Source organism: Vibrio sp. NC2, from assembly GCF_025195005.1.
In the GTDB taxonomy this organism is placed as follows: domain Bacteria; phylum Pseudomonadota; class Gammaproteobacteria; order Enterobacterales; family Vibrionaceae; genus Vibrio; species Vibrio splendidus.
This window is the reverse complement of record NZ_JANVFC010000003.1, coordinates 61,243-76,867: the sequence shown is the minus strand read 5'-3', so window position 1 is coordinate 76,867 and position 15,625 is coordinate 61,243. Positions and strand designations below refer to the sequence as shown.

Here is a 15,625-nt window from a genome sequence, read left to right as displayed (position 1 = left end):
CTATTTGCCATCAACTAACCCCTTCGTGACTTAATTGCTTGGTGCGCGTTCGCTCAAAAATGTGTTCGTGCACCTCCTCACTTTATGGATTTTCTCTGCGCGTTTGCTGTGGAGAGCAGGAGTTTTCTATGAGCGATTCGCTGCAGCAGGAACTGAAAAAATTTGAATTACCGACCCGGACGGATTTCCCGTGGGTGGGTAAAGCTATAACAACAATGGGCGTGATTCTCTCTTTATTACACATTTGGTTTAACACCTTATCTACCTTACCGGAACTTTGGGTTTCGGCGACCCATTTTGCTGGCTTCGCGATTATATGCGCGCTTTGGTATCCCGCCCACATTTCACTTAAAAATAGCAAAATCGCCTTAGCCGTTGATATCGGTATTGCCCTCGCTGCTCTGGCTTGTCTTATCTATATTCCGTTTGCGGAAGACGCTCTTTATGAGCGAGGCGTGAAGTTCATCGCCAGTGATTGGTTCTTCTCTATCTTGGCGATTGCCATCGTTATTGAGTTGATTCGCCGCACCATGGGTTGGTTCATTCCGGTACTTATCTTGGTGTGTTTGAGCTATGTGGTACTTTGGGGGCAATGGACCAGCGGTATCTTTCACTTTCCAGGCCTGAGCCTTGAAACATTGCTTTATCGAAGCTTTTACTCATCAGAAGGTATGTTCGGTTCGATCTCAAGAATCAGTTGGACCTTCGTGTTCATGTTCATCCTATTTGGCGCATTCTTAGTGCGTTCGGGGGTGGGTGATTTCATTATTGATGTGTCTCGCGCCGCTGCTGGCAAGGTGATTGGCGGCCCCGGTTTCATTGCCGTGATTGGCTCTGGTTTGATGGGCTCGGTCTCCGGCTCGAGTGTAGCAAATACCGTATCGACGGGCGTAATCAGTATTCCTTTGATGCAAAAGGCGGGCTTCCCTTCGCGTTTCGCAGCGGGTGTTGAAGCGGCTGCGTCTACTGGCGGGCAGCTGATGCCACCTGTGATGGGTGCGGGCGCGTTTATCATGGCGTCTTACACGCAAATTCCTTATGTCGATATTATTGCGGTTTCCTTCGTTCCTGCGCTTATCTACTTTTTGTCTGTGGCCTTTTTCGTGCGTATTGAAGCGAAGCGCAGTGGAGTACAAAAGGTGACTTCTGGCTGTGAACCTTTGTTAAAGGTATTGCTGTCGGGTTGGCACAACCTGATCCCACTGGCCGTGTTAGTGACTTTGTTGGTGAAGGGCTTTACGCCGACTTACGCTGCGGGTATCTCGATTCTTTCTGTGGTGGTGGCATCATGGTTTTCTAAAAATCACAAAATGGGTCCAAAGGCGATCATTGAAGCGCTTTCTCAAGGCGCTAAAAACATGGCGACCACGGCGGTGTTGTTGGTGGGCATTGGGTTAGTCGTCAATGTCATCAGTACCACGGGAATTGGTAACACCTTCTCTTTAATGATCAACAGCTGGGCGAATGGCGAGTTGCTAGTGATGATCGCGTTGATCGCGTTGGCGTCTTTGATTCTCGGTATGGGTTTACCGGTAACGGCGGCTTATATTGTGTTGGGCACTCTGTCAGCTCCTGCCTTGTATAAATTGATTGCTGAAAGTCAGCTGCTCGACTTGTTGGTGTCAGGTCAGCTTCCTGAGCAAGCTAAAGCCATCTTCATGTTGGCTGCACCAGATAAGCTTGATTTGTTGAATGCACCGATGACACTCGAAACAGCCAAAGAGATGATTGCGTTAGTCCCTGCTGATTTTGTGGAAACTCTGCTTGAGCAAAGCTTGGGGTTAGAAGCGATCAGTCTTGCACTGCTTTCGGCTCACTTAATTATTTTCTGGTTGTCGCAAGACAGTAACGTAACACCGCCTGTTTGTTTAACTGCGTTTGCCGCAGCGACTATCGCTAAAACACCACCAATGAGAACCGGTTTAATGGCTTGGAAGATAGCAAAAGGTTTATACCTAGTGCCGTTGTTGATTGCCTACACTAACTTGGTGAGTTGGGATATTACCTCGGTATTGGTCACTGGTGGTTTTGCTATTATTGGCACTTACGCATTTATCGCGGCGATTGAAGGCTATCTAGAGAGCGAAATTAATGTCATTACTCGAGTAGTGTTGGTAGTAATAGGTGCAGCTTTAGTATGGCCTGATGTTTCAGTCGTGATTCGCTTGGTATGTGTCGCCATTTTTGTTGGCATCTTCATCTACAGCGGTCGTAAATACGATGCAAATCAAGTTAAAAAAGAATCAGAAAGTGAGGAACAAAAGTTACCTCAAACTGGGTCTAACACTGTCGCGTCTTCCCTATAATTAAAAGGATTGAATGTAGGAATATTATGAACTCAACATACGACTATATTATCGTTGGTGGTGGCATTGTTGGTGTGTCGACGGCATGGCAATTACAGCAAGCTCACCCTGATAAAAGTATCCTTTTAGTCGAAAAGGAGCGTGGCTTCGCGCAGCACCAAACTGGCCATAACAGTGGTGTGATTCACGCTGGCGTTTACTACGCTCCGGGCAGTTTAAAGGCGGATTTTTGTAAGCGTGGCGTAGAGCGCACCATCGCCTTTTGCAGTCAACACGATATCCCTGTCGAAAACTGTGGCAAGCTGTTGGTCGCGACCAATGAGCAGGAAGTGGAGCGCATGAACGCGCTCTATCAACGTTGTCATGATAACGATATTGATGTCGACCTCTTAGATCAAGCGCAACTGAAACTTGCAGAGCCTAACATCACCGGTTTGGGCGCGATTTATGTCAAAACCACCAGTATCGTGGACTACAAAAAAGTCACCGAAGTGATGGCTCAAGAGTTTGTTGAAGCGGGTGGTAAGCTCAGTCTAGGCACGGAAGTGATTATGGCGGATGAGCAAGAAGATGAGGTGCAGTTAACGTGCAAAGTCGATGGTCAGACTCTTCAACTGAATAGTCGATTCTTGATCACTTGCTCTGGTTTGATGGCCGACAGAATGACCAGCATGCTTGGCATTGAAACCGACTTCCAAATCGTCCCTTATCGCGGTGAATATTATCAGTTGGACGCCAAACACAACCAAGTGGTGAATCACCTTATCTATCCTATCCCTGACCCAGAACTGCCTTTCTTGGGCGTGCATTTAACACGCATGATTGATGGCTCCGTAACAGTAGGGCCAAATGCAGTTCAAGGTTGGAAGCGAGAAGGCTATGGCAAGCTTAACTTTAGTTTCAAAGACACTTGGCAGATGCTGAGCTTTGCGGGCTTTTGGAAGGTGACTGCGAATAATCTGAAAACCGGTTTGGTCGAGTTTAAGAACTCGTGGTGGAAACCGGGCTATCTAAAGCTAGTGAATAAATATTGCCCGAGCATTACGGTGTCAGATTTCAAACCTTACCCAGCAGGCATTCGCGCCCAAGCGGTCCTCAAGGATGGCACCTTAGTTCATGATTTTCTGTTTGCCGAAAGCCCAAGAAGCTTGCATGTATGTAACGCGCCATCGCCGGCAGCGACTTCGGCAATGCCGATTGGTGAGTATATTTGTGGCAAGGTGATGAAAAAAACGTCTTAACTGTTAATTGAACTAATGGCTTGTTTGTTCGAACAGAGCTTTCATAGCAAGTGAAGAACGTAGACAATAAAAAATCCGCAAGCTCCAATCTATTTATGATCGTGGGCTTGCGGATTTTTAGTTTTAGCCGTGTTTACTCGGTTTAACTGTTAGTCAATTAACTAATCTTACAGCTAATCAGGCACGAAGTTAGCGACGATGGTGACATCGTTAAAGTTACGGTAGCCGCGTACCATGATGTTGAATTCCCCCGCAGGCTTGTTCAATACACACTGTTCGTTGCTGCTGTTCTGGTATGGACGGCAGTCGTAGTTCGCTTTCGATACGGTGCCGTTGTGTTTCACGTAAAGGTCGGCATCGCCACTACGAGGGCCTGTTAATGTGACCGTTAACTGACCTGCACTTTCCGTTGTAAATGTGAAGAACTGCTCTTCACCATATCCTGCAGTAAGTCCTTCAACAGGCACGCCATTTTGCAGCTCTTTAGGGCCTGCAACGGGTGAATCAAGGCTGGTTTCGACAAGGTAAGCAATGGCTAGTTTGGCGAACTTGGTCGCGTGTGTCGCCGTAGGGTCGGAGTTCTCAAGCGTGTCGTGCTGGGTATGAATACTTGGGTTGTAATCATTGAACATGCTCTCGAATGGCATGGCAGCTGGGTAGCCAACATTGTGCCAAGAGGCGTGGTCAGAACAGGCATAGCCACAATCATCGAAACCGTAACTGATCTCACTAACGTAAGTGTCGATCAGCTCGCTTAAGTAGGCGGTGAGGTTACTGTCGGTATAGTCTGTGATGAAGGTGATATCGTGCGCTGAACCGTTGTAGTTGGTCATGTCTAATTGCAGTACCGATACAACGTTTGCTTGCTCATCTCTTAAAGCGTTGGCGGCATCTTGTGAGCCACGCAGCCCGACTTCTTCTGCAGCATAACCATAGAACTTAATGGTCTTATCTGGTTGAATACCGCTGGCGATCATCAGGCGAAGCGACTCTGTTACCGTTGCAATGCCAGACGCATCATCATCGGCTCCCGGTGAGATGGTGCCTTCGCTTGTCCAAGATCCAACGGTCGAATCAAGGTGCCCACCAACAACGACGATCTCTTCAGGATATTTAGCGCCAAGCAGTGTCACTTCAACGGATTTTTGCGGATATTCGGCATGCGTGATCTGGCGTGCAGACGCATACGGCACATCCTTAATTTCTGTTTCCCAACGTTCTAAAAGCCAATCTGAAGCAGCGACACCAGTAGAAGTAGTATAAAAACGGTTGGTGAAGTTGGTTAGATTTTCAATGGTCGTGACCATGTTGTTTGGCTCGACCTGAGCGAGTAGGTCATTCACCGTATCTTGATGGCTGATCACCGGCTTTTCGAAGCTGCTCATTGTCAGTGGCATTGCTGCGGCTTTGAGTGCGCTTGCTTTGTCTTCGTGCACCATGTAGCCACCACAACGGTGGGTTTCTTCGTGCATGTGGCTAGAGAGTTTAGCCAGCTGTTTCTGGTTGATTTTCGCGACGATGGAATGCTTGTTTCCAGTCACGCTTGGATAAACCGTTGCGCCATGCTGAGTCATTATATGCTGTGCGTCAGCATCGGTGGTGATCCAAACTTCTTCGTTCGCTGGTGGTGTGATGCCTAGGGATGCGTAAGCCGAAGTACTGTTGATTAAGGCTAAAGAACCTCCGAGTACAGCCAAAGCTAGCATGCTTTTTTGAATAGCCATTTGTCGTCCTTTTTATGGTGAGTATTGTTATGTTGATGGGTGTGATTTTTGTGTATTACGTGGATATTTTTGTGTAGATGTTTCATTTTCTAAACAGATAACCGAAAAAAGGGCCCCTTTCGGAGCCCTGAATTTACTATCGATTATTGTGTTTTAATGAAACGGTAGTGCTTGGTTTCTGAACAGATATCGCTTGAGGTACATACTTGGTACTCCACATCTACTGTGCCGTTGTGACGGAACTTATCGACGTATGAGTTGAAGTCTGTAGCACCGACATTCTTGCCATTACGCTTAATCACAAAGTAGTCGTTGGTGTCATAATCCCATGCCAGCTTAACGCGAGCCTTACCGTTCGGGTTTTTGTTACCAAACTTCAGTTTTAGCGGGAAGCCTTCTGCCGAGTCACCTTCAATCGTGATCGACTTGCTTGTCGATGTTGCAACGCCTGCATCGTCAGTCACGGTTAGAGTCACCACGTAGTCGCCAGCTTCAGCGTAGGTATAACGAGTCACTTCACCGGTTTGCGTGTTGCCATCGCCTAGGTTCCATTGGTAAGAAACGATCTGACCATCGCTGTCCGAACTTGTGCTGCGCAGTTCTACTTCTTTGCCGACAATGGTGTGTTCGAAAGAAGAGACTGGCGGTAGGTTAGCGTTGCCTGATTCGTATGATGCTTTTAGGTTTGCACCTGCGTAATCTGAGTAACCCAGAATGTTCACCGTGTAGCGACCAGCTGTTGGGTTTTCAATTACACATACTTCATCGGTTACGCTTTCACTCTTACAGATATTCTCTTGAGAGCTTGGCGCATAATCTAGACCGACATACATATCCGGATCACCAGTAGAGACAGCAAGATCAATCGTTAGCTTGTCTTGGCCTTCTGGTACTTCGATATCGAAGTAAGTTTTTGAGCCGGTTTCACCAGCAACTGCGGCTTCAACACCGTTTTCAAGGCGTTGATATTCCGGTTCTGGCGGCAGTGGTGGCTCTGCACATGGGGTAACACCCACAAGAGCGAACGCAGAAACAACGTCATCGGCATTGTAGCCAAGGTCGGTTGCTGAGTTCTTCACGCCACAAGCACCCTGCCAGAAGTCACTGTTTTCCGACCAGTAAATTTGGTTAGATAGCACGAAAAGCTCGAACGCTTTTTTAGTATCCCAGCCTTGTGTGGTTGCAAGGTGGTAAAAGGCCTTGTTGAACACACCCGAACTGTAGTGCACGTTCAAGCCATCGTAGTATTCAGATGCGTTGTTGATTGAAGAACCATCTCGTGATGGATCGTCCATGTAACGTAGAGCGCCGTCGCCTTTAAATATATTACGGCCGACCATCCAGTCGTTGGTGCCTTTCATGTAGTATTCTGCCGCTTCACCTGCCATATCAGAGAAAGCTTCGTTCATACCACCGGATTGGTTCGCGTAAACCAAACCTGAGTTTTGCTCAGTGAAACCGTGGCTCACTTCGTGTGCTGACACATCTAGGCTAACAAGTGGATAGAAGAAGCTTTCACCATCGCCAAAGGTCATTGCCTTGCCATCCCAGAATGCGTTCTCGTAGTTATTTCCGTAGTGAACACGCATCATGAGTTTGAAAGAGAGTGGCGCAGTGTCGAACCAGTTCTTATACATGTCGAATACGATGTTACCGAAGTAGTGCGCATCGTTGAGTGGTGAGAATGCGCCGTTGACTTCTTTGTACTCGTTACGAGGACATTCGTAGCTGTAAGTGGTGTCGCCGTCTGTCGCACCATTTAGGTCAACGGTAACGACATTTTCAGACTCCATCACACACTCTGTGCCATTTTCTACCACATCAAGGTAGTGGTAGTCGGTGCCGTATTCGTACATGCCTGTTTTTTCGTTGCCACCGGGGCCTGTACCGATCTGTGCGTGAGCAATACCTTCCCAGCGGTCGATAACTTCGCCGGTGTGCGCGTCTAGCATGGTGAATGGTCGAGTCGGCTGTTCGCTGCCTTCGACAAGATAAGAGATAACGTACACTAGGCGTGTTTTATCTGCACCTTGTGAGCCAATGCCTTGTTTATCAGCTCCTTGCTTAGATGCGCCCTGATAAATAAACAGCTGATGTTGTACGTTGTCTAGAGATTTGCTGGTTAAGCCCTGAACCTTAAGATCTTTACTCGCAAGCTCAACGGCTTGAGAGCTGTTAATCGATGGCTTAACAAAAGATCGCTCTAGGGTTGTCGTTTTAAGGTAGCTGCCTTGAACAGACTTAAGTGCGCCACCTTGTACACTTTGGGTGGCATTTAGGTAATGCCCCCATACTGGCGTTCCCCAGATGTTTTGTTGGATCTTAACTTTGTAGATACCACGCTTTTTGAGGTTAACTTCCTTTACCATCTTAAAGCTAGAGGCGTTACTGACGCCTAACTGAGTGTTCAACCCAGAAAAGCTAGTAAAGTTGATCGGTTGATCGATGCTAACTGATTCACTTGCATGTACTGATAAAGACATAGCACTGGCTATAGCAACGGCAACTAAACGCTTTTTCATTTTCATTGTTATTTTCTCTTTCCATGTAAAATCCATGAAAACGTAACAAAATTATCACAACGAATTTACATCATTCGATCTAATTAATTAGTAGCATGGCAATGATCTCTTTTATTCATGAAACTTATATTTCTCGTATTTACAGATAGTTATCGTTTCTGTTTATTTTTGAACGCACTCATAGGTTTTATTTATAAAATCATGACAATTTTATTAGGTGTTGTTTTTTACTGGAAATTAAGGTTTTTGGGTAAATTGATCTGTGCCTCAATTAGCGGGCTCTGGGTTGATAGAAGGATCAACGATTTGGAAGTGTCAGTTTGAGCGAAAGACGATTAATCGAATTTAAAGGCAATTTTGATAAGAAATTGACGATTTTGGGGATTATTTTCTGAATTGTTAGTTACAATAGAGTTAGCCAAATGGGGCTTTATTTGGCACAGAGCACAAAAACGGCTGGATGGTAAAAGCCAGCGACGGGTCACTGGCTTAGATTAACTTAGTTTGTGCAGGCTACTGATTAAAGGTACGTAACTAATACACTTAGCTATGGTTTGCGACTAAAGCGAATTACTGCTTTTTACCGCCAACTTGAACATATTCAATACCAATAATACGATTGATAACACCCAAAACAGAGGTCGTATCAGAATTTGTTGATGTAACGGTATCGACGGTTGCGCCTTCAGGAACCAATTCCATTGCGCGATCTTGAGTGTTGCCCGGAACTTGGAAGCCTACAATGTTGAAGCTCTCAGCGTGCGCTGTGTAAACTTCTTCATTGTGGTTAATACCTGAACAACCTGCTAGAGAAACAATGCCTAAAACAACTAATAACTTTTTCATAAAAATACCTTAAGAATGATTGGAACCGAGATGGCAAGCCACAAAAGCAGTGTCGTGATTATCAAGATTCAATAAGTTCATGGGAGACAGCATCTCCCGACCGATGTTGAACATTATTCCAGAGGTATTTTGTAGTTACTGTATGGGTTTGTCAGTTGAATCATTACACAGCTGAATGGTAATGGTGAATACCGCACCCTTTAAGGCTTGGCTCTGACCTACCTCCACGGTAGCGCCGTGTTGAGCACAGATCTTCTCGACGATAGACAGCCCTAAACCATGGCCGCTCTTGGCTTTGTTACGCGCTTTGTCGCCAACGTAAAAGGGTTCGAACAGGCGGGCTTGATGTTCTTGAGCCACACCATCACCATCATCGTGTACCGCAATCTGTAGCTGATCTTGATGCACGGTCGCTGCAATCGACACTTGCGAGCGTGCGAATTTCATTGCGTTACGCACTAGGTTATCTAGTGCTCGGTTAAGTAGCGTTTCATCCGCCATTATTGAGCTAGGTTGCTCTGGTAGCGATAGGTTGATGTTGAGCTGAGTGTCTTTGTTCCAACGCGCCAATGCGTGGTCGAGAAAATCTCGAATCTCTAATGGTTTTTGTAAGTTTTCTAGGTCAGTGCTATCAAGTTTGGCGTAATACAATAGCTCATCAACCATTTTTTCCATTTCTTCTGTGTCTTCGACAATACTCTCAATCGTTCTCTCTTGATCGTCGTTAAGCTGGGTGTCTTTGAGCATTTCAGCTTGCCATTGAATACGGAATATTGGCGTGCGCAGTTCATGGGCGACCGCGTTGGTGAGTGAACGATTACTTTCGATTAAGCGGTGAATTCGGTCGGCCATTAGGTTGAAGGATTTGTTCAGTGACCCAATCGCAATGCCGCTTGAAGTCTCGGCTCGCGAGGAGAGATCCCCTTCAGCAAAACGCAGAGTGGCAGATTCAAGTTTTTTAACTCGGCGGAAGATGATTAACAGGTGGCATAAGCCGTATAAGATAAAGCTTGCTAAAAAGAACAACCAAATGAGGTCATCCTCTAGCTCTATCTTTTGCCTAACGAACGCTTCACTGTTGGGTAGGTAGTGATAGGTATCGTCACTGCTGGCTAATCGAAACCATAGGTCACGTTCATCATCGTGAAAGATAAAGGTATTTGGGTTGGTACTGAAAAATTCTGAAACTGGGCCTGGTATTTCATCTTCTGGGCTGAATGTGACCAGCTTATTTCGTGTGGTTTCTACAAACTGGTTTATCGCTTGATGAGCGGCTTCAAGACCTTGATTCTTAGCGATGTTTTCTATCAGTTGCTGGTGGGCCGTCGCTTCGTAATCTTGCAGTACATATTCGTAGTCGGTGTTGAGCTGATAGACACAGATCTCGTAGGCGACAAGGCCGGTCATAAAGCAAACTAATAGCCCTAACAAGGACTCCAAATAGATACGTCGCATAATTGATCTCTTTCATTACGCTCGTATTGAGCGAGGTTAGTGCCAGGCGGTTGAAACAAACAAATAGCCTTTACCGCGAATGGTCTGAATTTTCTCTGCTGGTGCGTGATCGTCGCCAAGAATCTTTCTTAGGCGCACCACTTTGTTATCAATGGTTCGATCAATCCCGTCGTACTCAATCCCGCGCAGTGTTTGCGTCAAATAGTCACGTGATAATGGCGTATCAGGGTTACTCGCTAATAACCAAAGTAGGTCAAATTCACTGTCAGTGAGTGATAAAACGGCACCTGAAAGTTCACACTTCTTATAGGTGTTTTTCAGAACCAGTTGATCGAACTGAAGGTTGTCTGAGTCATCGACTGAAGTGGTATTAGCGTCTTGACGGCGTAATAACGAGCGAACTCTGGCCAGCAGAACTCTTGGTTTGATTGGCTTGGTGACATAGTCATCAGCCCCTGTCTCTAAACCAGCGACGTGATCAAAGTCGTCATCGCTAGCGGTGAGCATCAAGATTTTACCCTTATAGTGTGTACGCGTCTGTCGGCAGATTGTCAGTCCATCGGTTACAGGGAGCATTAAATCCAACAACACGATGTCAGGTTGTTCGGCAAGGATAGTTTTCGCAGCATCACTACCGTCATCTAGCGTGGTGACATCAAAATCCTGCGTGACAAAGTAGTCCTGCAGCATTTTCTGAAGTTTTAAATCGTCTTCCACGATGATCATTTTAGGTTTTGTCATTCCATTATCAGCCTTGTCGTGCGTTTCAATCATTGAGATTACGTGAGGGAGCCTTATCTAGTGGTTAGCTATTGTGGCATCTCCAATTTGCATGCTTTACGTAAAATACCTGACATGAATGATTAAACACTTTCCACGCCAGTTCAATGATGATTTTTAATTTGTGCGAAAATAAAAAACAATGTTCAAAAAGCCAATACATACTATTACATTCGCACGACAGATAGATTAGCCATTTATCAATAGAATTACCCCATCAAACATTTGGGGAATAATTGTATGAACGACTATCGAAATGCATTACTGGCGTTGCCTTTGGTTCTTTTAGCTGGGTGTAACTCAAGCTCTAACTCAAGCAAAGCGGCGAATAAAGCACAAGTGAAACCTAAGGCCGATTACGTGTTTTCATCAGCTAAGCTTGGCGAGTTGTATCAAGAGCGACAAGAGGTCCAAGAGTCAATGGAGCTCACTTACGATGGTGTGCAGTATGAAACCATTCTGTTTGCGGAAGACATTAGTGATAAGCAAAAAGTGGTTAGGCTTGCGGATAGTTTAGGTCAAAGCGTTGACCTGTATTTTCCTGATGCAGGGTTTGATAGCTGTGGTATCTACACAGAGAGCAAGGGTTTGGACGTGTTTGATTGCAGCTCCGCGTTACGCTCTGTTTCTAATGAGACCACGTTAATCCAAACAACAGCGAACAGTGCAAAAGCCGTTAAGCTTGAATACCACAATGAGTTGTCGCAATACATGACTAGTCTTGGTTCGACGATTTTGAGCAACACTAAAAGTGGGAACAAGGTAACGATAACCACCTCGTTTGCCTTCAACGCTTTTTATCGAGATGTGCTTAAAGAGACTGGCGCTGTTGAGCGCATTAATTCAACTCTGGGTGCATCAACCTATTCTCAGCTTTTTGATATCGTTAAGTTATACCGAGGCAGTGAGATGACATTGAAGTTCACTAACCATATCGGTGGCAGTGCTGATGACGAAATCAACATGTACACCGGGCGCATGATCAATAACAACAAGATGACGACGGTTGTGACTCCAACGGGTTCGGTTTTCTCGGGTGGTACCGATCTATTCGCTGCTGGCAACCCACGTATTTTGCAACGCGCTGATACTACCAAGGCCATTGAGCTGAATAAGCAGGTGGGTGTGCATAGTTGGGCTGAAGGCGATAAGACCGCAAAAGATTTCCCGTATACTGAGGAGAGCCACCGTAAGCAAGCGACGTATTTTAAGAAGGTGATGGGAGATACAGGGATTGACTTTTACATCTTCACTTTAGACTCTGCACCATCGGATGGTGAACACTGGGTGACTAAGACCGATTCAGATAAATACGGCTTCATCACTCGCATTGAGTAGCTTAAGCTCGGATTAAAATTAGAAACGACTTGAAAGGGTTGGTGATGACGTTGTTGTCACCAACCCTTTGAGCATCTGTTGTTTAGTGTACTGGCATATTGAGTCGTCGAGTACCGATGTTCGTTGGTGAATAAATTCTTCATTTAACACTCATGTAACAATTAATTCCCGCAGATCGTGTGATAAGAATGTGTAATCACGGCACTTTTTTATCGATAGAATTTATTATCCGCAGCCTTACTGGCCGTTAGCTTTCTATAATCTAACGATGTAAGGAGCATGTGAATGACTAATAAGGACGATCATTTATGCAGTTACTGGCAGGCACTCTGACCCACTACGCTAACCCTCAAGCACGCCCTGAATTGGAATACTCGAGCGAGCAGCGTGACATTTTAAGTGTCGCGAACTCACAACAGGCGATTAAAGATATTTCTCAATGGCCAGGCTACTCTGTTACTCCTTTGCATGAGCTGAATGCTATCTCTGCTGAGATCGGCGTAAACAAGTTTTGGTACAAAGATGAATCGCAGCGTTTTGGCCTGAAGAGTTTTAAAGCACTAGGCGGCGCTTATGCCGTTGCTCGTCAGCTTCAGATTGAAATCGCCAATCGCTATGGGAAGAACCCGACCATCAGTGAGCTGCTCAACGGGGAATGGAAATCAGAAGTTGCTGAAATCGTTGTCAGCTGTGCAACTGACGGAAACCATGGTCGCTCCGTCGCATGGGGCGCACAAATGTTTGGTTGTGGTTGTGTTATCTACATTCACCGTGACGTATCGGAAGGCCGCAAGCAAGCGATGGAAGCGTTCGGTGCAGAAGTGGTACGCATTACCGGTAACTACGATGAATCTGTTCGTTTGGCCGACTCAGAAGCTAAAGCGCAAAATCGCGTGATTGTTTCGGACACTTCTTACGAAGGCTACATGGAAATCCCTAAAGACGTTGCTCTAGGCTACACCGTGATGCTGGCTGAAATTGTAGAGCAATTGGATGGCGAGATTCCAACCCATGTCTTTGTACAAGGGGGAGTGGGTGGTTTGGCATCCGCTGTCTGTGGTTACTTCTGGGATTTGTGGGGCGTCGATCGTCCACGTTTTGTAATCGTAGAACCTGAGCAGGCTAACTGCTTACAGAAGAGTGCTCAAGCGGGTAAACCGATTGTGGTTACGGGCGACTTAGAGACGCTGATGGCCGGTTTGGCATGTGGTGAAGTTTCAAGCTTGGCGTGGACGATTCTACAAAATGGTGCTGATGACTTTATGACGTTGAGCGAAGAAGCTATTCCGCAAGCGATGCGCATGTTGGCAAGTGGCGAAAAAGCGGAAGTAGCGATAGAGGGCGGGGAATCTGCAGTCCCAGGTTTTGCCGCAGCGATCATCGCCAAGCAAGATCCGAACTTCGCTGAAAAATTGAATTTGACTCAAGGCAGTCGAGTGTTGGTTATTGGTACTGAAGGGGCAACCGACCCCGATCTCTACCAACAGATCATCGACAATAAAATCTAATAGCGAAAAGTACATAGCTAGCAGTTAATAGTTAATAGTTAATAGTTAATAGTTAATAGTTAATAGCTAATCGCGAACAACGAATAATAAAGTAAGCCCCAAGGTTGGCGGTATGTAAGGTTTCTTCATACCGTCTTTTTTCCTCTCTTTTTTGACTTCATTTCACGACACGCCTTGCTTTCTAATTGCACTGGTCATCAATCGATCTGGTTAATCAATCGCGCTGCTCATCAATTGGAATCGTCAGCCCCACCTTGACGTTATCCATCACCACATTGGTTTGAAAGCTCTTGATATTGGCATTGTCGAAGAAGGCTTCACGAGTAAAGTTGTCGTAACCCTCCATATCCGCTGCCGTAACAATCATGATGAAATCTGAACTGCCGGTCACGTAATAGCATTGCTGTACTGAGCGGTTTGAACTCATCTCTTTTTTGAAATTGTGCATTAAATCCACACGCTCACGCTCTAGCGTTACCTGAACGATAAACGTCATTCCATGGCCGACCGCTTTTGGGTTGATAACAGAGACATCAGCTTGAATGACACCTTGCGCTCTCATGCGTTTTAAACGGCGCTGCACAGCAGCAGGAGAGAGCCCGACCTTTTCTGCAATCTTGTCTGAGGTAGCTCTGTTTGAGTCTTGTACGATGTTGAGGATCTTCTTGTCGAAACTGTCGACCACCAATGCAGATTGCTGTGTCATACCCATACTTCCCAATATCTGTTTGTAAATTAATTGTTTCTTTTGAACCAGCGTGTGATCGAGTTAAAGGTATTTAGCCTTAACATTTAGACCTCAATGAGCGAGAACAAAAAACCACTATAACGCAGAAAAAATGCGGAATTTCTGCACAACAAGGTAATCATTTAATGATAATCCTTAAAGTTATCGGTGCATTATTAATCTTGTGAACGAAATGTAAAGATCAAATCGACAGAGTTTTAAAATTATATGAAACATGTTGTTAACATCCTTTGGGCGATGTTAACTCTCGCTCAAGGAGTTGGAAAGTATGAAATCTGCAACCGCTACTTTACAGTTTGAATTAGAAAAATTGGCACCAGCAGGACGCGTCGGTGTGATTGCGTTAGCGACAGATTTCAATATTGAGCGTGATTTAAACGCGCTGTATCCAAACGATGTGCAATCGTTCACCAGCCGCCTAAGAAACTACAATCCATTGACGATAGAGAACCTGCGTAGAATGGAGCCGGGAATCGCCGCTTGCGCCGATACCATCCTACCGGGTACTGAATTGGATGTGGTGATCTACGCCTGTACCTCTGGCACCATTGCGATTGGCAGCGAGCGAATTACCCAGCTCATTCATCAGTCTCGTCCAAACGCTGCGGTAACGAATCCGGTGACTGCTGCCTTGGCGGCTTTCGACAGCTTTAAAGCGAAGCGTATCTCGGTATTAACGCCTTATACCGAAGCCGTGAATCAAGACGTGGCCGCATTTTTTGAGTCGCAAGGCATTGAAGTGTTGAGCATCGCAGGCTTTGGTTTTGAAGATGACACCGCAATGACGTTCATTTCTCCAATGGACATCAAACAAGCCGCGATACAAGTCTGTGACCCTGAAGCGGATCTTCTGTTTATCTCTTGCACTGCGTTGCGAGCAGCATCGGTGATTGAATCCATTGAAGTGGCATTAGATAAGCCCGTTGTCAGCAGCAATCAGGTGTTGGCTTGGCACTCGCTTCAGTTGATGAACTACCCCATACCCATTAAAGGGTTTGGTGCACTGCTAGAGCACCATCTCCAACCATCCTCAGATAATTGCCGAAGGTCGCAGTCGTTGTAACGACCTTTGATTAAAGCTGCTCACTTTGCGTTTACATTCAGCAGTCAGCTAACTCCATATCTAACGTTAATACAAAGAATTACACTTTGGGATC

The 15,625-nt window shown here is 45.7% G+C and carries 11 protein-coding genes; 5 read left to right on the top strand and 6 right to left on the bottom strand.

Features of this window, described 5'->3' with window-relative positions; all coding sequences use genetic code 11:
- Positions 1-128: 128 nt before the first annotated feature.
- The gene (locus tag NX845_RS05770; RefSeq protein ID WP_017078445.1) at positions 129-2,306 is read left to right on the top strand and encodes a TRAP transporter permease; all 2,178 of its coding nucleotides are present in this window, start codon (positions 129-131) and stop codon (positions 2,304-2,306) included.
- A gap of 26 nt (positions 2,307-2,332) precedes the next feature.
- On the top strand, positions 2,333-3,547 hold the full coding sequence (gene lhgO / locus NX845_RS05765; protein ID WP_017084923.1) for an L-2-hydroxyglutarate oxidase: 1,215 nt from the start codon (positions 2,333-2,335) through the stop codon (positions 3,545-3,547).
- 173 nt (positions 3,548-3,720) lie between these two features.
- Here lhgO and NX845_RS05760 read toward each other — a convergent pair whose 3' ends face one another.
- The 5 genes from NX845_RS05760 to NX845_RS05740 form a co-directional block, all read right to left on the bottom strand.
- On the bottom strand, positions 3,721-5,271 hold the full coding sequence (locus NX845_RS05760) for a M28 family metallopeptidase (protein ID WP_260256638.1): 1,551 nt from the start codon (positions 5,269-5,271) through the stop codon (positions 3,721-3,723).
- A gap of 143 nt (positions 5,272-5,414) precedes the next feature.
- Complete coding sequence (locus NX845_RS05755; protein ID WP_065680923.1) at positions 5,415-7,799, bottom strand: M4 family metallopeptidase; 2,385 nt, start codon at positions 7,797-7,799, stop codon at positions 5,415-5,417.
- A gap of 564 nt (positions 7,800-8,363) precedes the next feature.
- Entirely contained in the window at positions 8,364-8,639 is a 276-nt protein-coding gene (locus NX845_RS05750; protein WP_004732471.1) for a hypothetical protein, read from the bottom strand.
- 135 nt (positions 8,640-8,774) lie between these two features.
- On the bottom strand, positions 8,775-10,094 hold the full coding sequence (locus NX845_RS05745) for a cell wall metabolism sensor histidine kinase WalK (protein WP_065680922.1): 1,320 nt from the start codon (positions 10,092-10,094) through the stop codon (positions 8,775-8,777).
- Positions 10,095-10,130: 36 nt separating this feature from the next.
- Positions 10,131-10,835: a response regulator gene (locus NX845_RS05740; RefSeq protein WP_026012327.1), complete on the bottom strand. Its 705-nt coding sequence runs from the start codon at positions 10,833-10,835 to the stop codon at positions 10,131-10,133.
- Positions 10,836-11,114: 279 nt separating this feature from the next.
- On the opposite strand from NX845_RS05740, the gene NX845_RS05735 reads away from it, so the two are divergent.
- The gene (locus tag NX845_RS05735; protein WP_102450032.1) at positions 11,115-12,212 is read left to right on the top strand and encodes an alpha/beta hydrolase; all 1,098 of its coding nucleotides are present in this window, start codon (positions 11,115-11,117) and stop codon (positions 12,210-12,212) included.
- 308 nt (positions 12,213-12,520) lie between these two features.
- The gene (locus NX845_RS05730; RefSeq protein WP_102447293.1) at positions 12,521-13,720 is read left to right on the top strand and encodes a diaminopropionate ammonia-lyase; all 1,200 of its coding nucleotides are present in this window, start codon (positions 12,521-12,523) and stop codon (positions 13,718-13,720) included.
- A gap of 214 nt (positions 13,721-13,934) precedes the next feature.
- On the opposite strand, the gene NX845_RS05725 is transcribed toward NX845_RS05730, so the two are convergent.
- Positions 13,935-14,426 (bottom strand): Lrp/AsnC family transcriptional regulator, encoded by a 492-nt coding sequence (locus NX845_RS05725; RefSeq protein WP_054542604.1) that lies wholly within the window; start codon positions 14,424-14,426, stop codon positions 13,935-13,937.
- A 310-nt stretch (positions 14,427-14,736) separates the two neighbouring features.
- Here NX845_RS05725 and NX845_RS05720 point away from each other — a divergent pair, with 310 nt between their 5' ends.
- Positions 14,737-15,531 (top strand): Asp/Glu racemase, encoded by a 795-nt coding sequence (locus NX845_RS05720; RefSeq protein WP_102455517.1) that lies wholly within the window; start codon positions 14,737-14,739, stop codon positions 15,529-15,531.
- Positions 15,532-15,625: the final 94 nt, after the last annotated feature.

Excerpts from the sequence above, each read along its gene's own strand:
- NX845_RS05740 (WP_026012327.1), bottom strand. The coding sequence starts at position 10,835 with ATGACAAAACCTAAAATGATCATCGTGGAAGACGATTTAAAACTTCAG.
- NX845_RS05735 (WP_102450032.1), top strand. The coding sequence starts at position 11,115 with ATGAACGACTATCGAAATGCATTACTGGCGTTGCCTTTGGTTCTTTTA.
- NX845_RS05720 (WP_102455517.1), top strand. The coding sequence starts at position 14,737 with ATGAAATCTGCAACCGCTACTTTACAGTTTGAATTAGAAAAATTGGCA.
- lhgO (WP_017084923.1), top strand. The coding sequence starts at position 2,333 with ATGAACTCAACATACGACTATATTATCGTTGGTGGTGGCATTGTTGGT.
- NX845_RS05745 (WP_065680922.1), bottom strand. The coding sequence starts at position 10,094 with ATGCGACGTATCTATTTGGAGTCCTTGTTAGGGCTATTAGTTTGCTTT.
- NX845_RS05755 (WP_065680923.1), bottom strand. The coding sequence starts at position 7,799 with ATGAAAATGAAAAAGCGTTTAGTTGCCGTTGCTATAGCCAGTGCTATG.
- NX845_RS05730 (WP_102447293.1), top strand. The coding sequence starts at position 12,521 with ATGCAGTTACTGGCAGGCACTCTGACCCACTACGCTAACCCTCAAGCA.
- NX845_RS05770 (WP_017078445.1), top strand. The coding sequence starts at position 129 with ATGAGCGATTCGCTGCAGCAGGAACTGAAAAAATTTGAATTACCGACC.
- NX845_RS05750 (WP_004732471.1), bottom strand. The coding sequence starts at position 8,639 with ATGAAAAAGTTATTAGTTGTTTTAGGCATTGTTTCTCTAGCAGGTTGT.
- NX845_RS05725 (WP_054542604.1), bottom strand. The coding sequence starts at position 14,426 with ATGACACAGCAATCTGCATTGGTGGTCGACAGTTTCGACAAGAAGATC.
- NX845_RS05760 (WP_260256638.1), bottom strand. The coding sequence starts at position 5,271 with ATGGCTATTCAAAAAAGCATGCTAGCTTTGGCTGTACTCGGAGGTTCT.